At 35.3% G+C, this 22,042-nt stretch carries 16 protein-coding genes; 5 read left to right on the top strand and 11 right to left on the bottom strand.

Annotated features, from left to right (window positions below; all coding sequences use genetic code 11):
• Positions 1–78: 78 nt before the first annotated feature.
• Positions 79–450, top strand: a complete 372-nt coding sequence (gene rnpA / locus RYK20_RS02510) for a ribonuclease P protein component (RefSeq protein ID WP_314894303.1) — start codon at positions 79–81, stop codon at positions 448–450.
• Positions 451–604: 154 nt separating this feature from the next.
• Complete coding sequence (locus tag RYK20_RS02505; protein ID WP_297980425.1) at positions 605–2,047, top strand: TonB-dependent receptor; 1,443 nt, start codon at positions 605–607, stop codon at positions 2,045–2,047.
• 26 nt (positions 2,048–2,073) lie between these two features.
• Here the strand turns inward: RYK20_RS02505 and RYK20_RS02500 are convergent, their stop codons facing one another.
• The 5 genes from RYK20_RS02500 to RYK20_RS02480 all read right to left on the bottom strand — a co-directional run bounded on the left by RYK20_RS02500 (position 2,074) and on the right by RYK20_RS02480 (position 7,692).
• The gene (locus RYK20_RS02500) at positions 2,074–2,850 is read right to left on the bottom strand and encodes a zinc ribbon domain-containing protein (RefSeq protein WP_297980428.1); all 777 of its coding nucleotides are present in this window, start codon (positions 2,848–2,850) and stop codon (positions 2,074–2,076) included.
• Positions 2,851–2,852: 2 nt separating this feature from the next.
• Positions 2,853–3,947 carry a Nif3-like dinuclear metal center hexameric protein gene (locus tag RYK20_RS02495; RefSeq protein WP_314894302.1) on the bottom strand — a complete coding sequence of 365 codons (1,095 nt, stop codon included), beginning with the start codon at positions 3,945–3,947 and terminating at the stop codon, positions 2,853–2,855.
• A complete protein-coding gene (locus RYK20_RS02490; protein ID WP_297980434.1) occupies positions 3,947–4,705 on the bottom strand; it encodes a murein L,D-transpeptidase catalytic domain family protein in 759 nt (252 codons plus the stop codon). Before RYK20_RS02490 ends, RYK20_RS02495 begins: the two co-directional genes overlap by 1 nt.
• Positions 4,706–4,928: 223 nt before the next feature.
• Positions 4,929–6,122, bottom strand: coding sequence for a hypothetical protein (locus RYK20_RS02485; RefSeq protein ID WP_314894301.1), 1,194 nt, complete (start codon positions 6,120–6,122; stop codon positions 4,929–4,931).
• A 148-nt stretch (positions 6,123–6,270) separates the two neighbouring features.
• On the bottom strand, positions 6,271–7,692 hold the full coding sequence (locus tag RYK20_RS02480; RefSeq protein WP_314894300.1) for a trypsin-like peptidase domain-containing protein: 1,422 nt from the start codon (positions 7,690–7,692) through the stop codon (positions 6,271–6,273).
• A gap of 317 nt (positions 7,693–8,009) precedes the next feature.
• Here RYK20_RS02480 and RYK20_RS02475 point away from each other — a divergent pair, with 317 nt between their 5' ends.
• Together RYK20_RS02475 and RYK20_RS02470 are read left to right on the top strand one after the other, a co-directional pair.
• Entirely contained in the window at positions 8,010–8,756 is a 747-nt protein-coding gene (locus tag RYK20_RS02475) for a FadR/GntR family transcriptional regulator (protein WP_297978446.1), read from the top strand.
• Between the two features lie 13 nt (positions 8,757–8,769).
• Positions 8,770–10,263 (top strand): NAD(P)/FAD-dependent oxidoreductase, encoded by a 1,494-nt coding sequence (locus RYK20_RS02470; protein ID WP_314894299.1) that lies wholly within the window; start codon positions 8,770–8,772, stop codon positions 10,261–10,263.
• A gap of 45 nt (positions 10,264–10,308) precedes the next feature.
• Here RYK20_RS02470 and RYK20_RS02465 read toward each other — a convergent pair whose 3' ends face one another.
• The 4 genes from RYK20_RS02465 to RYK20_RS02450 all read right to left on the bottom strand — a co-directional run bounded on the left by RYK20_RS02465 (position 10,309) and on the right by RYK20_RS02450 (position 15,852).
• Complete coding sequence (locus tag RYK20_RS02465; RefSeq protein WP_314894298.1) at positions 10,309–12,630, bottom strand: transglycosylase domain-containing protein; 2,322 nt, start codon at positions 12,628–12,630, stop codon at positions 10,309–10,311.
• Positions 12,631–12,745: 115 nt separating this feature from the next.
• The gene (locus RYK20_RS02460) at positions 12,746–13,696 is read right to left on the bottom strand and encodes an endonuclease/exonuclease/phosphatase family protein (protein ID WP_314894297.1); all 951 of its coding nucleotides are present in this window, start codon (positions 13,694–13,696) and stop codon (positions 12,746–12,748) included.
• Between the two features lie 97 nt (positions 13,697–13,793).
• Entirely contained in the window at positions 13,794–14,939 is a 1,146-nt protein-coding gene (locus tag RYK20_RS02455) for a glucosaminidase domain-containing protein (RefSeq protein ID WP_314894296.1), read from the bottom strand.
• Positions 14,920–15,852: a pyridoxal-phosphate dependent enzyme gene (locus tag RYK20_RS02450; RefSeq protein WP_314894295.1), complete on the bottom strand. Its 933-nt coding sequence runs from the start codon at positions 15,850–15,852 to the stop codon at positions 14,920–14,922. The genes RYK20_RS02455 and RYK20_RS02450 overlap by 20 nt, the downstream gene beginning before the upstream one ends.
• A 448-nt stretch (positions 15,853–16,300) precedes the next feature.
• Between RYK20_RS02450 and RYK20_RS02445 the strand changes: the two genes are divergently transcribed.
• The gene (locus RYK20_RS02445; RefSeq protein ID WP_314894294.1) at positions 16,301–20,563 is read left to right on the top strand and encodes a cobaltochelatase subunit CobN; all 4,263 of its coding nucleotides are present in this window, start codon (positions 16,301–16,303) and stop codon (positions 20,561–20,563) included.
• Between the two features lie 39 nt (positions 20,564–20,602).
• On the opposite strand, the gene RYK20_RS02440 is transcribed toward RYK20_RS02445, so the two are convergent.
• Together RYK20_RS02440 and RYK20_RS02435 are read right to left on the bottom strand one after the other, a co-directional pair.
• Entirely contained in the window at positions 20,603–21,316 is a 714-nt protein-coding gene (locus RYK20_RS02440) for an SAM-dependent methyltransferase (RefSeq protein WP_311455747.1), read from the bottom strand.
• Between the two features lie 2 nt (positions 21,317–21,318).
• Complete coding sequence (locus RYK20_RS02435; RefSeq protein WP_314894293.1) at positions 21,319–21,984, bottom strand: ElyC/SanA/YdcF family protein; 666 nt, start codon at positions 21,982–21,984, stop codon at positions 21,319–21,321.
• Positions 21,985–22,042: the final 58 nt, after the last annotated feature.

Below are 22,042 nucleotides of genomic sequence, written 5' to 3'. Positions count from 1 at the left end.
ATCTTCCTCGGAAAAAGTATAAGAGATTATCTTACTGGGATAATCTCTTTTCTTATCTTTAATCATTCTATGGAAAATATGCAACAACCTCGACTCACTTTCTCCAAAGGAGAGAGACTATGTAATTATCATCGGATACAAAAGCTTTTTCAGGAAGGAAATTCTCTTAAGAAGTATCCTATAAAGCTCCTATATCTTGCTGTGGATTCTCAAGAAATTAATAATCAGGTGCTTATAAGTGTTCCTAAGAGAAAAGTCAGGAGAGCTGTTCATAGGAATAGGATTAAGAGACTTATTCGTGAAAGTTATAGAAAGCAAAAATCACTATTATCTTCATCTTATTCGTTAGCTTTTGTATATATGGGAACAGGAGAGATCTCTTACATACAAGTCTCCCAGTTAGTAGATGCTCTCCTTAAGCAGCTACTTGAATTATCAGAAAAAGCTTAGGATTTTGGAATTTTTATATTGATAAATGAAAATAATATATTCAGAATATTCTATTTAAAAGGAAGTATAGAAAGCTAATGATTTTAACATAAAAAATTTGGCATACTTCATAAAAAAAGTTATCTTTGCAGGGATTTTTTTAATTCTAACAAATATGGGAACTTATATAACCGGAGATCGTGATATAGAGGATATTCCTTCTTTAACGGCTAAGGCTTTACGAATTAATCTGAATAAACATATTTACGGAACATTTTCAGAGATAGGAGCAGGTCAGGAAACTGTTCGTTATTTTTTTCGAGCTGGAGGAGCTTCGGGAACTATTGCTAAAGCTGTAAGTGCATATGATAAGAACTTCAGTGATGCCCTCTATGGAGCTGAGCAGGATGGACGATATGTTACTGAAACTCGTCTGAAAAAAATGCTTACTCACGAAATTAATTTGTTACAAGAACGACTTCCTCGTGATAAATATCCTGATAAGTTATTCTTTACCTACGCTAATACGGTTACAACTATTGATTTTGCTAAGCGCTATAAGGGACATGGATGGGTCGGTATTCGCTTTCAGACGACACCAGATGGGGAGTATAATGATATTATTCTTCATATCCGATTCCACCAGACCGAGACACGGGCACAGCAGGAGACTCTTGGAAAACTCGGGGTGAATCTTATTCATAGTGCCTTCTATAAGACTGATAAGCCTCATAGGATTATCCAATATCTGTATGATCATATTGATAAGGACTTGATTGAGATTGATATGATAAATTTCTCAGGACCTAACTTTGCACATATAGATAACCGTTTAATGAGCTTACAGCTGATAAAGAATGGAATGACAGAGGCTGTGATGTTTGATGCGGAAGGGAATAATCTTTTACCTGCAGAACAACTTTATAAAAAAAATATTCTTACCCTTCGTGGAAGTTTCCGCCCTGTTGCCAATGTAAATATAGATATGCTTGAACGTTCTTTGGAATTATTTCTCAAGGAAAAAGGAGTTGAAGAAAGTAATACTCAAGTAATTTTTGAGATTACTCTTTCTAACTTATTAGAGTCCGGAGAGCTTGATGAGCAAGATTTTATGGATAGAGCACGTATTCTTTCTTCTTTGGGCTATAAGGTATTGATTTCCAATTTCAAGGAATATTATCGTTTGGCAGAATATTTCTCCAATTATACTAAAGCACAGATGGGAATGGTAATGGGAGTGGATAACCTAATTGCTATTTTTAGAGAAGAATACTATAAGCATCTCAGTGGAGGAATTCTAGAAGCTTTTGGTAAATTATTTTACAGAGATATCAAAATCTACCTGTATCCGATGAAAGATAAAAGGACAGGAGAAATTATTACAAGTAATAATATAGAAGTTCCCTCAAGAACTAGAGAACTTTACAAATTTTTCAAATTTGATGGTGATGAAAAGGTAGTAGATATAGAAGGATATGACCCTAAAAATTTGGATATACACTCACGTGAGATAGTAGAACAGATTAAGCGAGGTGAAGATGGCTGGCAATCCTCACTCCCTAAAGGAGTAGCACAGATGATAGAAGAAAATGGATTTTTTGGATGGATAAAAAAATAAGTGCTTGATTTCAAGCACTTATTTTTTTACATTGTTTCAAAGAAAGCTTCCATTTTTTCTCTTTCCTCTCTGGCAAGGTCTGGATCAATAAGGATACGTCCACTATGCTCATCAGTGATGATTTTCTTTCTGGTGGATATTTCTACTTGTACCTGAGGAGGAATTACAAAGAAAGACCCCCCTGAAGCCCCGCGTTCAACAGGAACAATAGCTAATCTATTTACTACGCTATTACGAATACGTTGGTAAGCACTAAGGAGCCTTGGCTCTATTTGAGAAGAAATCTCTAGAGATTTTCTAAGGAGAGTTTCCTCATCTTTTTTAGTTTCTTCAAGGATAGAATCCAGCTCTTCTTTTTTATGTGAAAGATGCTTTTCGCGCTCTTGAAGTTGTTCCTTTATCTTTTCAATAGCTAATTTTTTCTGTTCTATATCAGCCTTATATTCTCTGAGATGCTTCTCTGCTAATTGAATTTCAAGCTCTTGGAACTCTATTTCTTTTGAAATAGAGTTAAATTCTCTATTATTACGTACGTTTTTCTGTTGTTCTGTATATTTTTTAATAAGAGATTTGCTTTCTTCTATAAGATTTTTCTTAGTAGAGATATCTCCATTTATTTTATCAATATCAGAGGAAAGTCGTTCTATACGGCTCTCTAATCCAGCTACTTCATCTTGCAAGTCCTCTACTTCCAGAGGGAGTTCTCCACGTACATTACGGAGTTCATCTATCTTGCAATCAATCAGTTGCAAAGAGTACAAGGTTCTTAGTTTTTCCTCTACAGGAATTTCTTTTTTTGTCATATCTATAAGTAGTTGATAGGATTTGTATTTGTATCTGCTAAATAGAGTGCAAAGGTAGTAAATTTTTCCTTAAGTTGTTCCCATAAAAGCATTTTTGTAAATTGTTCGCTTTCATAGTGACCAATATCGGCAAGGAGAATTTTGTTTTCAGCTTTAAAAAATTCGTGATACTTGATATCTGAAGTGATATAAGCGTCACATTGTTTGGCTAAGCAAGCCTCAATAGCCTCTGCACCACTTCCTCCTAATACGGCAACTTTCTGTATAGGTTTTCCTAAGAGAGCTGAATGGCGAATACACGAAGTTTGCATATTTTCTTTTACAAAAGAAAGAAATTCTTTTTCTTGCATAGGAGAGGGGAGTTCGCCTATCATTCCTAATCCTATATGTTGATGCTGATTCTCTAACGTATAAATCTCATAAGCTACCTCTTCATAAGGATGATCTAGGAAGAGTGCTTTCAGGATATTCTTTTGTAAATGTTTAGGAAAAATAACTCCTATTTGCACTTCATTTTCTTGGTGAAATTTATTTGGAATTCCTATTGTGGGGTGGCTTTGCTCATTTCCTTTGAAAGTACCAATTCCCTTTAGGTTGAAGCTACATTCTGAGTAGTTACCTATATTTCCAGCTCCTGCTTCAAAGAGCTTCTGGCGTAAGGAATCTGCATCTTTTTCAGGAACATAAGTAAGTAGTCGCTGTATGGTATGGCATTGTGGCATAAGAATCTGTCGATTTGTCAGTCCTAAGCGATCACAAATACGTGCATTTACTCCCTGAAAAGAATTGTCAAGAGCTGTGTGAATGGCATAAATAGCTATATCATTCTTAATAGCTTTCATAACAGCACGTTCTACATAGGTTTTTCCGGTGAGCTTTTTAAGACCTTGGAAAATAATAGGATGGAAACTTATAATGAGGTTACAATTTTTGTCAATTGCCTCCTGCACTACTTCCTCCAGTGTATCCAGTGTAACCAGAACTCCTGTAACCACATTATTAGTATCTCCTACTAATAAGCCTACATTATCAAATCCCTCGGCATATGCTAAAGGAGTAGTCTCTTCTAGGAAATCTATAACTTCTTGTATTATCATTAGTAAAGACCGCTTTCAGTGAGATTATTTATCTTCAAGTATTTAGAGGAAGAAAGATATTGCTTGTTATTATAATAAGCGAAAACTAATGTACCTTCTTTAATAGTCTCAATGACATCTTTGTATATAGAGGCGGGAAGCACAGGACAGCCTAGACTTCTACCAAAGCGTCCATTTTTCTTTAGAAAAGACTCATCCATATACTCAGCCGTATGAATAACAATTCCTCTTTTATAGGCGTTAGAATTATAATTTCTTTCGTCACCGTGTAACTTTAGACTGAATCCAGCATCGCCATTGTAAGTTTTCCCTGTAACATAGAATCCTAGACTACTTTTATTGGAATCATTTTTGTCAGAGAAATAAGTAGCTGTCTCTATACCTGTTTTTTTCCCGTGGGCTACAAAAGTATGATATAGAATCAGCTGATTCTCTAAATCAATAGTATAGAAGCGTTTCTGGCTACTATTTTTGGTAAAATCAATAATAGAAAGTAGCCGTTTCTCATTGAGTTTATTTTGGATTTTCATATTCTGATATCCTATATAGGCATATCTAAAGGCGTTGTAATCAAGTCCATAAATATCTCCTTGTATTTGCTTGTAAATTTTTTTGATACTATGTTCAAAGATTTCTCTTTGTGAAAGTATATTCTCAGCTACAGCAGAAAGTTTATTGGTGCGAACATTCTGCTGTCCATAGGAAAAAAAGGGTAATGAGAAAAAAAGAAAAAGAGGATAAAATATATATTTTTTCATTTCTTAGGAATATTAGTTATTATGGTCGCAAATATCTAAAAAAGAAATGAAATACGCAATAGTCTTATAAAAGGGTTTTGTTAATAACTTGTGTTTCTGTCAATAAGCAAAATAAATTATATTTTATTAATTTACAGTATTTCAGATATTTATAAAATATTCTTTTAAATAAAGTAGTTTGTGTAAGGTGAAATATTTAACTAAAATAAAATTTTATTTAACTTTATAGCTTGTTTTTATTAAATATTTTATAAATCCAGGTTGCTGTAGCAATTAGAAAAAGTAAGCTAAAAAAAACAAGCAAAGAGAAATAATTAGCAGGCATAGTCAAATACTTCCAAATAGCCAAACCTTTGTAAGTGATAAGAGCTTCTGTTCCTATAAATGCTGTAAAATATAATGATATACTCCAATCAGGAAAGTGAATATTCATATTTTTTTCTAGAAAATGCAAAACTCCAGATACAATAACTCCTAGAAAAGTAAAATGTAAATAACTGATAATAAAATCTTTATTCAGAAGAAATACTTTTGCAATCCAAGGAAAAGAACCAAGAAACATAAGAACTGTTTTGATACTTAGCAAGAATAAAAAAATACTTAATAAAAGGGAGTTGTCCTTAGATTTTAGATATGTTCTATAGAGTTGGTAGATACTTATTAGGAGAAAGAAAGCACTTATATTTCCTATAATATAAAGAAGTGGATGTGCAAAAAAGCCTACTAGAGATAGGCTCACAGATCCTAAAGTACCTATAATAAAACAATAATAAGCTGTAGATAGTTGCTCATTTGAGTAGGTATTTTTCTTTTCTAATTCGCCTACTAAGAGCCCTATGAGTACTGCTAGGAACCAACCATTATACTGGAAATGTAGAAAAAAATAAATAGCACTCTGGTACCATTCACTATTCTTTCCTGTTAGCTGGATAGCAACAGGTAGAAGCCATATTCCTAAGCTGGAGATAATTAGGAAAAAGATTCCCCAACGGACAAATTGTACAGAAAAAGGCAGTTTAGGTAAGGAATGCTTAAGAAGAATGTTTTTTTTGCATCTTCTGAGGAAAAAAAAACTGAACCAATAACTAGAAATAATAAATAAAGAAGAAAAGATAATGGAATAAAGAAAATATCCTCCGAAAGGAAAAGTAAATAACATTCCCCAAATACTAATCTGTGTGAGGATAAGAATAGGAATGTAGGCTTTCCGGTCACTCTCTTCTAGGAAATATTGCCCTATAAGAGCTGTAAGAATACTATATACCCAGCCTAATAACCCTGTATGAGAATGGGCATGAGTAACATAACGAAAGTCAAAGAAAGCTCCTGTAATAAAAGCTATCCTTAGGATAAAACCAAGAGAGATAGTTATTATAAAATAAATGAATGCCCACCGAATATCTTTCCGAGTATCCATAATTAATGCTTAATAAAGGATTGTTTTATCTGAAATTCATAACAGCACAAAGGTATAAATAAAATATGATATAACAAAAAAATAGTTTGCTTATAAGCAAACTATTTTAATGCTAACAAAAATCAAACTAAGATATGAATATAATTTTCTATAAGAAATAACGCTCTTTTTCACCATTTTTGTTTTGTACAATGATAGCATTGCGTTGTGAATTACTGTTCTCAAGGATTTTTTTCACTGAATCGGTATTAGTAATCTCTTTTCCATTAATAGAAATAAGTACTTTTCCGGTTAAGTCTACACCATTTTCTATGAAAAGAGGGCTTGTTTGAGTGATTTTTACACCATTTTTTAGCTTAAATTCTTTTTTATCCTTTTCAGATAAGTCTTTTACAATAATTCCTAAATCATTAGCTACATAAGAACTATTTTTTTGTAAGGTAACAGTAACATCTTTGCTCTTACCATCTCTAAGAATAGTAACCTTTACAGTATCATTAGGACGTTTTGTGTTGATATGCCCACTAAGGTCAGAGAAAGTACGTATTTTTAAGTTATCCATCTGGGTGATAATATCCCCTTTCTTGATTCCAGCTTTTTCAGCTCCTGATTCCTCATCTACACTATCTATATAGAACCCTTCAGTTTGCTTGGTTTTGAGTTTTTCAGCTGTTTCAGAATTAAGTTCTGTACCTGCAATACCTAAAACTCCTCTTTGTACATTTCCATATTCTATAAGGTCTTCTACTACCTTTTTGGCAATATTACTAGGAACAGCGAAAGAATACCCTACAAAAGTACCTGTATTAGCAGAAGCTATGGCGGTATTGATTCCGATAAGGTCTCCATTGAGATTTACCAAAGCTCCCCCACTATTTCCTGAATTTACAGCAGCATCTGTTTGTATATAGGATTCTACTTTCCCATTATATTGGTTTCCTAAGTTACGTGCTTTGGCACTAATAATTCCAGCTGTAACGGTAGAGGTTAAGTTGAAAGGATTTCCCACGGCCAATACCCATTCTCCGATTTGGGTGTTATCAGAGTCTGCGAAGGTAAGATAAGGGAGTTTCTCTGGAGCTTTGATTTTCAGCAAAGCTATATCAGAACTACTATCAGAACCAATAATTTCTGCCTTATAAGTCTGGTTATTATTTAGGGTGACCTGAACAGAAGAAGCGCCACTAATTACGTGATTATTAGTGACAATGTAACCGTCAGGGGAAATAATAACACCTGAGCCAGTACCAGCCAAGCGTTCTTTACCATTACCTCTTTGTGGAGTATTTCCACTGAAAAGATCAAATATAGAAGTAATTTCAGGGGATATAGTCATATTCTTCACGTGAACGACACTATTTACAGTCTTGTTGGAAGCATTGATGAAACTATTTTCATCAAAATTGAAATTAGCTACTCGTTGGAAGTTTGAGGAAATTCCTTGAGAACTTTCAGAGATAATAGGGTGAGAATGCTCAGAAATATTTTCTTTTACAAGAAAATGATACCCTCCGATGGCTATAGCTCCTCCCATAATGGCAGAGAGTAAAGAAGTGAAATGTTTTTTCATATCAAAAATCTTAAAATAATTAATTATATTTATGCTTTTAACTTTTTAATTGCGAATAATACTATTCAAAAACAATGCCAAAATGAGAAAAAATAAAAATTTAACTTTTTATTAATGAATAATTTAATTTTTAAATAGTCTAATAGATTGATAGATAATAGCTTGCGAATAAAGAGTTTTATTACGTTACCTCAGTAGCTAATCGAGTGGAGATAATTAATTATTTTCTGTACAAACAAACCTTAAGATTGTATTTTTTTATATCATTTCTTTTTTGTAAATTTGTGCTTACAAAACTTGGATAAAAAGAACTTCTTATGAAGCATTTAAAAGATGGAGTAATTCCTTTAGAGAAAGATAAGATGGATCTCTTAGATGATGCTACCTTGGTGGATAAGGTAGAGAAGAGCATTATAGATTATATTAAAAATAACGCACTCAAAGTGGGTGATGCTTTGCCTAAAGAATTAGAAATAGCAGAATCATTAGGAGTAAGCAGAACCGCTGTTCGTGAGGCTATGCTACGCTTAAGAACTCTAGGGCTTATAGAATCACGAAAACATAGGGGAATGGTTATTTTGGAACCAGATTTGGTGCATAATTTTGAGAAAATGCTAGATCCTGCTCTGGTAAATGTGAAGAAACTTTCTTTACTTTTCGAATTGCGCTTGATGCTTGAAGTGGGAATGTCTGATTTTGTTTTTGCTCGCAAAACACCTCGACAACTTAAGGAATTAGAAGATATTGTAGACAATTCTGAGGAACAGCGCTGTGATGGTTTTAATTTCTCACTGGAGGCGGAGCGTCAGTTTCACGGGAAGCTCTATGAAATGGCTGGGAATGATATTCTAAGGAAATTTCAGGATATATTTATACAAATCTTCGAGTATATACACGATTTGAATAGGTATCAGGCAGCTTACATCCTTCCAGAAGGAGGCAAGCAGGTAACTCATCGTGATTTATTAGAAGAACTTAAGCACGGTACTCCTTCCTCTTTCCGAGAACTAATGAGAGAGCACCTGAATGCTCATTATATAAAGGTTCTAGGAATTAGTTATTAAACTTATTGTTTAAATGCCTCAAAAATACGATGTAGCTATCATAGGAAGTGGTTTGGGAGGACTTTTTTCGGCTCTTATTCTTGCTAAAGAAGGGAAAAAAGTAGCTGTCATAGAAAAAAATAGTCAATTTGGAGGGAACTTACAGACATTTTCTCGCAATTCTATTCTTTTTGATACGGGAGTACATTATTTAGGAGGTTTGGCAAAAGGACAGGCTCTTTATGAGTACTTTTCTTATGCAGGTATTGCTTCACGTCTGGACTTAGAACGTATGCCTATTAATGGGTATGATTATGTTACCTTTGGGACAGAGCCTATTTATTACCCTCACGCACAAGGGGGGGAGAACTTTATGAGGCAATTATTACCTTTTTTTCCTAGAGAAGAGGTTGCTCTTAGTCGCTATATAACTAGATTACAAGAATTATGTGATAGTTTTCCATTGTATAGATTTCGTAATGGGATAGGGTATGATATACATACTCTATCTCTTAATTTGAAGGAATATCTTAATGAGATTACCTCAGATACTCTTCTTCAATCGGTTCTTGTAGGAAATAATTTTTTATATGGAGGAGCTACGTCTTATACACCTTTGTACCTACACGCTCTTTCAGTGAGCTCCTATATGGAAAGTGCCTGGCGACTCAAAAAGGGAGGTTCTCAGATTACACATTTATTATTGGAACAATTACAAGCTCTTGGTGTAACTCTTTTTAGAGAGCATCAGGCTCTTGCCTTTGAAATTCGAGAGGAACACATATATTCTGTAATTACATCACAATATAAAAAAATTGTTGCTACGGATTTTATATCGGATATAGACATTAAGCAGTTACTTCAAATTGTAGGAAAGGAACACTTCAAACCTTCTTATTATAAACGTATAGAAGCACTTACCCCAACGAGAGGTGTTTTTTCCTTACACTTGGTTCTTAAGCCTGATAACATTCCTTATCAGCCTTATAATCTCTATTGGTTCAAAAGCTCTGAGCAGGTATGGAGAGATGCTGGGATTCCAGAAGAGAATTTCACCTCCTATATGCTTTCTATGAATCCTCCTAAGAAGGGAATTTATACAGATAATATGACGATTATGGCTTATATGGACTATAATCAGGTGAGAGAATGGGAAAATACTTTTAATACTGTAGGAGAACCTGAAGAGAGGTCTCAAGACTATACTCATTTCAAGAATAAGAAAGCACAGGAATTACTCTCCCTTTTATACCAGCGTTATCCCCAATTGAAAGGTAATATATTGGCAATTTATACAGCAACTCCCTTAACTTATAGAGATTATATAGGGAATCCTACTGGAGCTGTATATGGCTACCAGAAAAGTAGTGATAAGGTAGCTCATACACGTATTATGCCACAAACACATATTCCAAACCTATACCTAACAGGACAGTCTGTAAATATGCACGGACTTCTAGGAGTTGTTATAGGAGCGGTGGTTACTTGTAGTACATTACTTAGAAGAAAAATTAAGGATATAGGATAAATAAAAAAAACCTCTGTAGAATTTACAAAGGTTTTTTTTATCATTTTAGAAATCAATTATTACTTCTGAGTCTCCTCCAGAGGATTCAACAGGGTCATTTCCTTGGCAATTTAAGGAATAATTCTCTCCCTTAGGTTTTGCAAAGGCATCTTTTGAAATACCTAAGTCCTTATTTTCATATCCTTTTTTCATATAATATCCCCAGATAGGTAAGGCCATTGTTGCTCCTTGTCCAAGTTGTAATCCTCTGAAATGTACAGCTCTGTCTTCGGCACCTACCCACACTCCTGTAACTAGGTTGGGAACCATCCCCATAAACCATCCATCAGATTGGTTTTGAGAAGTTCCTGTTTTCCCAGCTATAGCATTAGTGAAAGCATACGGATAGCCTGTAATAACATTCTTATATACTGCATTATAGGAATCAGCACCTTTTGTGCGTAAGCGTACTCCAGAACCTGATTGAGTAACTCCCTCCATAAGATTAATTACTGTTCTGGCGACATCTTCACTTACTACATCGTGAGTTTCGGGAGTGTATTCAAAAAGAACACGTCCATTTCTGTCCTCAATTCTGGTTACTATAATAGGTTTCACATAGATACCATCATTAGCAAATACACCATAAGCACCCACCATTTCTAGTAAGGAGATATCAGCAGAGCCTAAAGCGATCGAAGGAAGCTCCGGAATTTCAGCAGTAACACCTAGTTTCTTTACGAGTTTCACTACAGGGACAGGTCCTACCTTATCCATTAGGTTTGCGGTAATAGAATTGATAGAGTTTGCCAGTGCAGCCTTAAGGGTCATCATTCTACCAGAGAACTTGCCATCAGTATTATGGGGGCACCATTCTTTTCCATTTCCATATTTGTTTGCCTCAATACAAGTTTTTACATCAGGAAGTTGATCGCAAGGGGTGTAATGTAATTGGTCAATGGCAGCTGTATATACAAAGGGCTTAAATGCAGAGCCCACTTGTCTGGCTCCTTGTGCTACCTGATCATACTTAAAATTACGATAATCAATACCTCCTACCCAAGCCTTGATATGTCCCGTTTGAGGTTCCATAGAAAGAGTGGCAGCTCGCAAGAAAGCTTTATAGTAACGAATAGAATCCATAGGTGTCATAATTGTATCTATCGTTCCTTTCCAAGAGAAAACTTGCATAGGGACTTTTTCCTCAAAAGATGCACGAATTTCCTTTTCAGAACGTCCTAATTGCTTAAGATGATACCATCGGTCAGAATTTTTTATAGCCCGTTCCATAATACGGTTCACTTCTTCTTGAGAAAGATTTACAAAAGGAAAATTTTTATTCTTTTTGGGATTATTTTCGTTGAAAAAAGCCTTTTGTAGGTTTTTCATATGCTTTTGTACAGCTTCTTCAGCGATAGATTGTAATCGGGAATCGATAGTTGTATATATTTTTAATCCATCAGAATAGATATCGTATTTGGAACCATCAGGTTTAGGGTTTTTCTCTGTCCAATCTTTCATAAAAGAGCGTAGATGTTCCCTAAAATAAGTTGCAATACCTTCATTATGACCTTCAGGATTAAAGTTTAGCACTAAAGGGAGTTGTTGTAGAGAATCTTTTTCCTTAGTGGTTAGGTAGTGGTTTTTTTCCATTTGTGCAAGCACCACATTACGACGGTTGGTTACTCCTTGAGGGTTCGTACGAGGATTATATAAGGAAGAATTCTTGAACATTCCCACAAGAGTAGCTCCTTCCTCTATTTTTAGGTTTTTAGGTTCTTTTCCGAAATAGATACGAGCAGCAGAACGGATTCCATCTGCATTATTTCCAAAGTCATATTGGTTAAAATACATTGTAAGGATTTCCTTCTTAGTGTATTGTCTTTCTAATCGAATGGCAATAATCCATTCTTTTATTTTTTGTACATAACGTTTGCTAACTTTTTTAGAACCTTCACGATGGAAAAGGAGCTTAGCAAGCTGTTGGGTAATGGTAGAGGCACCTCCACGCTTACCCAAGAATACAAAAGCACGCAGTGTTCCGCGCCCATCAATTCCGGAATGCTTTTCAAAACGCTCATCCTCAGTAGCAATAAGAGCATTCACTAGGTGTTCAGGTAACTCCTTATAAGTAACTGCTGTACGGTTATCATTGAAATAGAACTTTCCAAGAATTTTACCATCTGCTGAGATAATTTCAGTAGCTAAGTTTGTCTCAGGGTTTTCCAAACTCTCAAAATCAGGCATTTCTCCAAAAACGCCTAATGAAGCTAAAAAGAAGATAAAAATTACTGAGCCTATTCCTGCTAGAATACTTCCCCAGAAATATTTTAAAAGCCTTTTACGTGTGAAAAAAGGGGTTTTCTCTCTTGTTTTTGTTGTTATCATTTTTTATTCTATTAGAACTTCCAAATTCTGGGCAAAAATACAATATTATTTGTAAATATCACTTTTTTGCTGTGAATTTATGATTTGTTTAGAAGGAGCTAAACTCTATTCTTAATTATCTTAATCCCATAGTAGCTTTTAAGGGAAAGTGATCAGAGTAATTAATATGATTATATACTTTGTGGGAAGTAATTTTAAAATAAGGATCAGCAAAAATATAATCAATACGGAAAGGAAAATAAGGAAAATTATAAGTCTTACCAAATCCACTGCCACATTCTTGGAAGCTGTCAATAAGCCCTTGATCTTGTATTTTCTGATAAAGATAAGAGAAGGCAGTGTTGTTAAAATCCCCACATACAATAATAGGATAGGGACAACCAGAAGCGTGCTTACTGAAAAGCTCTACCTGAGATTGTTGGATAGCAAATCGTTTATGTAAGCTCAGGAGTATTTTGCGGGAATTTTCCTGAGTAAATTCGGTATCATCAATATGAAATGATTCAAAATGTAGGCTATAAAGACGCAGAGTATCACGTCCTACAATAATATCAGCAAAGATACCATTATTACCTGTATGAGGAAAATCCAAGGAACCGCTTCCTATAATAGGGTAATCACTAAGGATAGCCTGTCCTATTTTATCGGTATTATTTTTGTAGATAAATTTTTTATATTTATAAAAAGGGAAGCTTTCACTTTCTTTCTTATAGAATTCCTGTAAAGCAACAATATGAGGATGTTCTTCCTTGAGAAAATCAATAATTTTTTCACGAAGAGTTGTATCCTTACTCCATTGATAATGATTCATTAATCGGACATTAAAGCTCATCAGGCTCAGCTGTCCTTGCTCTGGAGTTCCCCCAGAGAATTGTATAAACCGATGAATAAAAGGTAATCCTACTAAAAAAAGAACTGAAGAAAAAATAAAGTTCCATTTTCGTAGCAATATCCATAAAAAGATAAAAAATATATTCGTAATCAGTAATAGTGGAGTAAAAACACTCAAGGTAGCATATTCGAAATACTTAGGAGGAATAAAAGGGAGTAGGTAAGCAAAAAGCAAAGTTAAGCCTACTCCCAGATTGATTATGAAAAAAATTTTTTGAATAAAAGTAAGATTTCCCCACATACTACTGAAATATAACTATTTATAGATGATATTATTCACGGATAACAAGAATTTGTCCTAGGCTTAGGTTAGCATTGTCCATTTTATTTAAGCTCATTAGTTGAGTTACACTGATTCCTGTTCTCCTTGAGATACCATAGAGAGTATCTCCTTTTTCTACAATATACATCTTAATTTTCTCCATATTGATTGGCTCTTTGGAAGAAGTATCTTCTGAGGGAGTAGTTTTTACTATTTGTTGCTTATCACCCTTAGGAACTACAGAAGTACTATCTTTCTTAGGGGCAATAGTTGTACTATCCTTCTTAGGAGCTATGGTTGTACTATCTTTCTTAACAGAAAGAGTTTCCTTTTTATTCGTATTAGCTACTATGGGAGCCTTTGCAGGAACAGCCTTTTCTTGGGTATTATTACCATTTGTTTTGGTGGAAATAACTTTTGTGGGCTGTTTCTTTTGGCTTACCACTACAGGAGGGGTATTAGGAATAGGCGAGAGAGGCTTCTCTTCCTTGAAAGCGTATCCTAATACTTGCTCATCATATTGATGAAGCTCATATTTATGAATTAGACTAATTAGCTTCTGAGCATAAGAAGGATCTGTAGCATATCCAGCTTTTTTGAGTCCGTGAGCCCATCCTTTGTAATCTCCTTGCTTGAGCTGGAATAATGAGGCATAACGAGAACGGTTTACAAGGAATTGAGAATGATCCTCAAAAGATGCTTCTGCGTGCTCATACTTCCGGAAACATTCTCCTATGGCGTCATCATCGTGGAAGATAGTCCCTCCTTCCCATCCATAATGGCACTTGATACCAAAATGATTACGGGCATGACGCGCAAGTCTTCCTTGTCCAGAACCACTCTCAAGGATAGCTTGGGCAAGAGTAATACTAGCAGGGATATTGTACCGTTGCATCTCTACCATAGCAATATCCTTATAGGTAGCAATGTACTCACGAATTACCGCAGGAGTTACCTTTACTGCCGAAGTAGCTTCGAGCTCTTCTGTGGTCTCGGGAACTTCTTTGTTAATAAAAGTTTGCGTATGCTTCTCTGTTAGTACTTTATCCACAGGGCGAGGTGTGATAGGTTTCCGTGAAGAGGAAACACGTTTTTGAGGTGCTTGACAGCTTACCAAAAAGAATAAGCACAAAAGGCTAAGTAATTTTTTGTTCATAATCAAGTATTTGTTTTCCTTTATTTTTAAGTTTTTGATTCATTCCATAGATTCCTTGTAATCCCCCTGTATGAATAGCCAAAATAGAACTATTCTTAGGAAAATAACCTTTGTAAATTAGGTCTGTAATTCCATAAATCATTTTTCCTGTATAGACGGGGTCTAGAGGAATATTTGTTTGTGCAAAGAAATCATTCAGGAAAGTAATAAATTCATCATTGACCTTTGCATATCCTCCTAGGTTATAATCGTGAATAAGTTCCCAATAATTCTGATTATCGGGCACCCATTTTCTAATTTCTTCTTCTAAGAAAACACCTTTTAGAGCAGGGAAACCTAAAACTTTCTGATGACTTCCAGCACTCTGAATCAGTCCTGCAATGGTTCCTCCAGTTCCTACCGCTGTGGTGATAAAATCATACTTTTGGTCTTCAGGAGTTAAAATTTCTTTTGTTCCTTCTATTGCTAGGGCATTTGTTCCACCTTCGGGTACATAATAATGAGCACCTAGAAGATTTCTGAGCTCTTCTTGGAATGCTAAAGTATGTTTTTCTCTGTATTTTTCTCGTGTTATGAAATGGAACTGCATTCCACATTCTTTAGCAAAATGTAAGGTTGGGTTTTCTTCCACACAAAGAGCTAATTCATCTCCACGAATGACTCCAATAGTCTCCATTCCCACTACCTTACCTGCATATGCTGTAGCGGCAATGTGGTTAGAATAGGCTCCTCCAAAGGTAACTAAGCGTTGGTAACCTTCTTTAAGAGCTTCTGCCAAGTTGTATTTTAATTTCCTATACTTATTCCCTGAAATATGAGGATGAGTTCTATCTTCTCGCTTGAGATAAAGCCTAATCCCCTCAGGATATAAAATAGGAACTTCCTGAGTCTCTATGATTGGAATGGGCAACATTTCTAGCCTTAATAGTAATTTTTGAGCAAAAGTACAAGCTATTTTTCTATAACCTTATCATTAAGAGAAATAGAGTGGTTTATAATACTTTATTTTTAAGAAAAAGAGAGAAAGTAAGAATATTAATTAAAAGATTGTGTTCTAATGAATTAGAAAGATAAATAGAAAGATATGAAGACAGATTTTTAACAAATAAAAAATAATTTTCAACAAAAAGGCTTTCGTTGTTAATTACCTATAATCATAAGAATAAATAAAAAGTTAATAAAATTCACAAAAACACCATAAATATAAAAAATTAATTAAATGAAGGTTAATTTCATAAATATAAAAATACTTTTCAATTTTATTTATTTTTTCTGAATAAAAATAGAATATCTTGAAAAAAAGTTGTACCTTTGCCTTAAAATTTCTAATTAATAATCAATCTAAATCAATCTAAAAGAAGATGAGAAAGAAAATTCTATTACTTATTTCTCTGTTATTACTAGTGGGAGGGGGGTATTTTACTTATTGTAAATATGTATCGCCCACACGTATAGCTCTAGTAAATTACCTGAGCTATCAGGCATCCAATATGGCTCTTTCTAATACAGATAAATTCATCAAGTATGAGGAAGTTCCCTTAGAAGAGCTTGATAGGCTTAAGGATTATGACTTTGTATTGGTATGGGCAATGGGCTTAAGGGTTACAGATCAGCAACGTAATCAGCTGATAGAAGCGGCTGAGAAAGTACCTTTTCATAGCTTTATGGTTACTAATCCTGATAATGATATCAGTAACTTAGACGAAAAGGATCTAGAACGTATCTCAAAGTATCTTGAGAGTGGAAATAAGGAGAATTATAAGAACTTGGCTCTTTATGTGCGGAAATATATTGATAAAAAATGGTTTGTTACAGAACCCTCTCCAGCGATAGGGCGTAAGGATAATGCTTATTTTCACTTAGATGATCAGCTTTCCTTTGATACACTTTCTTCCTATGAAGCCTATATAAAAAAGTATCATTTCTACAGAGAAAATGCTCCCAAAATAGCCGTATTAGCAGGTATTCACGATCCTTTTGCGGGGAATAAGGAGCACCTCAATGGAGTGATTACTGCCTTACAGAATAAAGGCTTTAATGTATATCCTTTTACAGCTCAGATAGATAAGCGAATGGAATTTCTCAAGGAAATAAATCCTGATGCAATTGTATATTTTCCTCACGGTCAATTGCTTATGGGGAATCCAGAACCATTTATCACTTACCTGAAGGAGAAAAATATACCTTTATTTACAGGGCTTAGTATTCTTTCCCTTAAGGAGAAATGGGAAGAGGATCCTATGGGGCTTTTTGGAGGATTCCTAGGGCAGACTGTAGTAATGCCAGAACTGGATGGGGCTATTTACCCTTATGTAGTCATTGCTCAAAACCAGAATAAGGATGGATATTATTTTTTGGATGCTATCCCCAACAGAGCTGATAAGTTTGCTCAAATTATACAGAATTTTACACAGCTGAAAACTAAGGATAATAAAGACAAGAAGTTAGCTATTGTATATTACAAAGGGGAAGGACCTGCTATTCCTGTAGCACAGGGTTTGGAAGTTGTAGAATCTTTGTATCATTTTTTGAAAAATCTTAAAAATCAAGGATATACTGTTGAAAACCTTCCCGATAGTGTAGAAGAATTTACTCAAGTGCTTCACAAGCAAGCAAATACCTATCGGGCTTCCTCTAAGGGTGAGATAGAGAAATTCTTTAAGGAAGGAAGTCCTGCCTTAGTGGAATCTCAAGAATTAGATCTTTGGCTTAAGGGAGCTCTTCCTGAGAAGCTTTATAAGGAAGTAGTCGCTCATAATGGAGCTTCTCCAGGGAATTACCTGACTACAACAAAGGAAGGAAAAGAATATCTAGGGATTTCTCAGGTAACTTTTGGAAATATAATCATTCTGCCTCAGCCACCTGCAGCACTAAGTACTGATGATGATTTTAAAGTACAGCACGGAGTAAAAGAAATACCTCCTTATGCTTATATAGGGGCTTATTTGTGGGTACAGAATGCCCTTAAGGCAGATGCTTTGATACACTTTGGTACTCACGGGTCTTTAGAATTCACTCCTAATAAGCAAGTGGCTCTTTCTGATTATGATTGGGGTGATATTCTTGTGGGGACAGTCCCTCATTTCTATTACTATTCTATAGGAAATATCGGAGAGTCTATAATGGCTAAGAGACGTTCTTATGCAACAATTCTTTCTTATCTGACTCCAGCTTTTACGGAAAGTGATATGCGTACTACTTTTAGTGAACTAGAAAAAGATATTCTTGCCTATGAAAAAGCAAAAAATCCTACAGATAAGAATGCAATCTCCCTACATATTAAGAAATTAGCGGTGGAAATGGGCTTACATCGTGATTTAAGGTTGGATAGTATTCTCTCTCAGCCTTATACAGAGGAAGAAATAGACCGATTATCTAATTTTGCAGAAGAAATTGCCTCAGAGAAAATAAATGGAGAGTATTATACAATGGGAGTTCCTTATACTCCTGAAAAAGTACTTTCGACTGTTTCAGCTATGTCCGTAGATCCTATTGCTTATAGTATGGCTACTTTGGACAAACTTAATGGTAAGGTAACAGATAAAGAAATAAAGAAAAAAACTTTCTTTACTGAAAAATATCTCAATCCAGCTAAGCTTCTTATAAAGGAAGTGCTTGCTGGGAAAGCTGTTACTAATGAACTTATCTGTAATTATGCTCACATTACAGAAAAAGATCTTAAGGAGGCAAAGGATTTCCTAGCAGAGCAAGCACAAGCTGGAATTCCCTCATTTATGCGTAAGCAAGCAGAGGCTAAGGACAAAGATAAATCTGTATCTGATATGACCAAGCCTACGGTTAATGAAACTAAGGATAGTGTAGCCAAAAAGCCTGATGCAGTAGGAAAAGCCACCAAAACAAAGAAAAAAGTGCAAGTACCTACTAAAAAAGAAGAACGAAAAGTACTTACTGAAGCAGAAATAGCAGAACTTGCTGCCAAAAAGGCTCAAACAGAACGGGCACGAGCCATTGTAGATATAGAAATGGCTATTACTAATATATCTTTTTACAAGGAAACCTTACAGAATAGTCCCTCTATAGAGGAAAAAGCATTTCTCAATGCGCTTAATGGTGGATATACACCACCTTCTTCAGGAGGAGATGCAGTAGCTAACCCCAAATCAGTTCCTACAGGACGTAATCTCTATGCAATTAATGCTGAAGCTACTCCATCTAAGTTAGCTTGGGATAGAGGAGTTGCTTTGGCTCAAAGTACCTTGGAGGAATATAAAAAGAACCATAATGAATATCCTAAAAAAATAGCTTTTACTTTCTGGAGTTCTGAATTTGTTGAAACAGAAGGAGTTACTATAGCTCAAGTACTTTATTTATTAGGAGTAGAACCTGTGTGGGATACTTTTGGTCGTGTAGGGGATATTCGTTTGATTCCTTCAGAGGAGTTAGGACGTCCTAGAATAGATGTTGTTGTTCAGACTTCAGGGCAGTTCCGAGACTTAGCAGCTTCTCGTTTGTTTCTTATAACAAAAGCTATTGAGATGGTTTCGGCATTACCTGAAGAAAAATATACAAATGAAGTTAGTGCAGGAACAGTGGATATAGAGAAAGAACTAGTAAATGCAGGAATTCCTCCTAAAGATGCCCGAGAGCTATCTACTTCTCGTATTTTTGGAGGATTACAAGGGGCTTATGGTACTAATATCAAAGGGCTTATTAATGCAGGAGATAAGTGGGAATCCACAGCTGATATAGCTAAGGTGTATATGCATAATATGGGTGCTCTTTATGGTTCTAAAGAGGACTGGAGCAAGTTCCAAGAGGGAATGTTTAGGGCTGCTCTTAAGCATACTGATATTCTTATTCATCCTCGTCAGAATAATACTTGGGGGGCTTTGAGCTTGGATCACGTATTTGAGTTTATGGGAGGAATGAATGCTTCTATTAAGGAAGTAACAGGAAAGGATCCAGATGCCTATCTTGCTGATTACCGCAATCATAAGAATATGCATATGCAAGAACTAAAGGAAGCTGTAGGGGTAGAGGCTCGCTCAACAGTTCTCAATCCTAAGTATATCAAAGAAATGATGAAGGGGAAAGCTTCTAGTGCAGGACAAATACAAGAAATTGTAGTGAATATGCACGGTTGGGAAGCCACACGTCCTGAACTAATAGATGATGCTTTATGGAATGAAGTATATGAAACCTATATAGAGGATAAGCACCAACTTGGAGTTACCCAATTTATTGAAAAAGAGAATGTGGGAGCTCTACAGGAAGTTACCGCAGTAATGCTTGAAGCAACTCGTAAAGGAATGTGGAAGGCAACTACAGAACAGATAAAGAAACTAGCAGACCTTCATACAGATTTGGCAAAAGAATTTGGAGTGGAAGCCTCTCAATTCTCTTCAGATAATAAGAAATTACAGGATTATATTTCTCAGAAGGCTTCTGTGGAGAAAGCACAAGCTTACCAGAAACAACTTTCCTTAGCCAAGAAATCTAGTGCGGAGATTTCACAGGACAAAGATAGTAAAGTCCTTAAGAAAGAAGAAAGCTCAACAGCAACAGAGCAACAGAAAGTATCTTTTGGTTCCTTATGGATAATCCTTGCTGTAGGAATTGCTTTTGTAGGACTCATTCTCTTTATCAGAAAGAGACGAAAGTAGATAACATCATATAAAAAGAGGCTCTAATGAGCCTCTTTTTCAATAAATAATAAAAATAGTTGGTTGTTTTTGTATATGTATATCTTTGCTTCTATGCTTCCATTCTCTTAATGTAAAAGTATGGATAGATTCTTCTGCTAAGGTGATATTACAGGCAATACAGAGTGAAGTATCAGGAGAGAGTGTCTGGATAATTTCTTGTAATAGAGCTTCATTACGATAAGGTGTTTCAATAAAGGACTGTGATTGCTTTTCCTCTCGAGCACGTTTTTCTAGCTTTTTTAGGGCGTTTTTTCTTTCTGCTTTGTCAATAGGCAAATATCCATTGAAGGCGAAAGATTGTCCATTCATTCCACTAGCCATAAGGGAAAGCAGGATAGAAGAGGGACCCACCAAGGGAATCACTCGAATACCCTTACGATGTGCCATACGAACAATTTCACTACCAGGGTCTGCAATAGCTGGACATCCCGCATCGGAGATAATTCCCATTGGTTTTCCTTCTAAGCAAGTAGTAAGGTAGCTCTCTTTATCTTCTGTGGCAGTATGTTTGTTTAGAGGAAATAGTTCCACTTGATTAAGAGGCTTTTGGGGAATCATCAGCTTGATAAATCGCCTTGCATTCTTTTCGTTTTCTACAATAAAGTGGTTACAGATTGAAATTACCTCCTTCACACGAGAGGGTAAAACTTCTTCTATAGAACTTTCTCCTAACAAATTGGGAATCAAATATAAATCTCCTAATGCCTGCATAATTAATGAATTTCTATTTTTTCTCCTAAGAACTTTGGCTGTACCCCAAAGGTCAAGTCCCAAAAGACTTTCACACGGGCAAAATACTCCCTTACTTGGGTCTTAAAACCTGAGTATTTATCCACATCCTTGGCATTAAAGCCAATAGCTTTGATACCATACTTTTGAGCCAGATAGATAGCTCTTTCATTATGAAAAGCTTGAGAGATGATAGTCAGTTCTGTAAGGGAGAAAATTTCCTTAGCTCTGATTATGGAATCCAGAGTGCGAAATCCTGCATAATCAAGATAAATTTTATCAGAGGGGACACCCATATCGACCAAGGCTTCCTTCATATCGGTAGGTTCATCGTAATCCTGCCTGCTATTATCTCCACTGATAAGGATAAAATCAATTTTCTTAGCTTTAAAGAGAGCTACAGCAGCTTCTACTCTATATTTGAAATATAGGTTGGACTGCCCATTTTTGAGGGTTTTACTAGTTCCTAAGAGTAGGGCTACTTTATTTTGGGGAATACTATCAATTTCCGTATAGCACTTCTCTTCACTAGCCTTGCGTATGGTACTATCAGCATTATGTATTACTACTATCACCATCGAAAAGAGGAAAAGAAGGAAGTATATACTTCTTCTAAGAAACTGTTTGGAGAGTTTTATTTTCCTTGCCATCTCTGTTTTGGGATTACTGTTACAGCAGGCAAAGTTACTATTATTTGTATTTGTAGCA

It is taken from the genome of uncultured Capnocytophaga sp. (assembly GCF_963525585.1).
Classification (GTDB): domain Bacteria; phylum Bacteroidota; class Bacteroidia; order Flavobacteriales; family Flavobacteriaceae; genus Capnocytophaga.
This window is presented reverse-complemented; position numbering and strand designations above follow the sequence as displayed.

Coding starts and splice junctions, on each gene's coding strand:
- rnpA (WP_314894303.1), top strand. CDS start 79: ATGCAACAACCTCGACTCACTTTCTCCAAAGGAGAGAGACTATGTAAT.
- RYK20_RS02505 (WP_297980425.1), top strand. CDS start 605: ATGGGAACTTATATAACCGGAGATCGTGATATAGAGGATATTCCTTCT.
- RYK20_RS02500 (WP_297980428.1), bottom strand. CDS start 2,850: ATGACAAAAAAAGAAATTCCTGTAGAGGAAAAACTAAGAACCTTGTAC.
- RYK20_RS02495 (WP_314894302.1), bottom strand. CDS start 3,947: ATGATAATACAAGAAGTTATAGATTTCCTAGAAGAGACTACTCCTTTA.
- RYK20_RS02490 (WP_297980434.1), bottom strand. CDS start 4,705: ATGAAAAAATATATATTTTATCCTCTTTTTCTTTTTTTCTCATTACCC.
- RYK20_RS02485 (WP_314894301.1), bottom strand. CDS start 6,122: ATGGATACTCGGAAAGATATTCGGTGGGCATTCATTTATTTTATAATA.
- RYK20_RS02480 (WP_314894300.1), bottom strand. CDS start 7,692: ATGAAAAAACATTTCACTTCTTTACTCTCTGCCATTATGGGAGGAGCT.
- RYK20_RS02475 (WP_297978446.1), top strand. CDS start 8,010: ATGAAGCATTTAAAAGATGGAGTAATTCCTTTAGAGAAAGATAAGATG.
- RYK20_RS02470 (WP_314894299.1), top strand. CDS start 8,770: ATGCCTCAAAAATACGATGTAGCTATCATAGGAAGTGGTTTGGGAGGA.
- RYK20_RS02465 (WP_314894298.1), bottom strand. CDS start 12,630: ATGATAACAACAAAAACAAGAGAGAAAACCCCTTTTTTCACACGTAAA.
- RYK20_RS02455 (WP_314894296.1), bottom strand. CDS start 14,939: ATGAACAAAAAATTACTTAGCCTTTTGTGCTTATTCTTTTTGGTAAGC.
- RYK20_RS02450 (WP_314894295.1), bottom strand. CDS start 15,852: ATGTTGCCCATTCCAATCATAGAGACTCAGGAAGTTCCTATTTTATAT.
- RYK20_RS02445 (WP_314894294.1), top strand. CDS start 16,301: ATGAGAAAGAAAATTCTATTACTTATTTCTCTGTTATTACTAGTGGGA.
- RYK20_RS02440 (WP_311455747.1), bottom strand. CDS start 21,316: ATGCAGGCATTAGGAGATTTATATTTGATTCCCAATTTGTTAGGAGAA.
- RYK20_RS02435 (WP_314894293.1), bottom strand. CDS start 21,984: ATGGCAAGGAAAATAAAACTCTCCAAACAGTTTCTTAGAAGAAGTATA.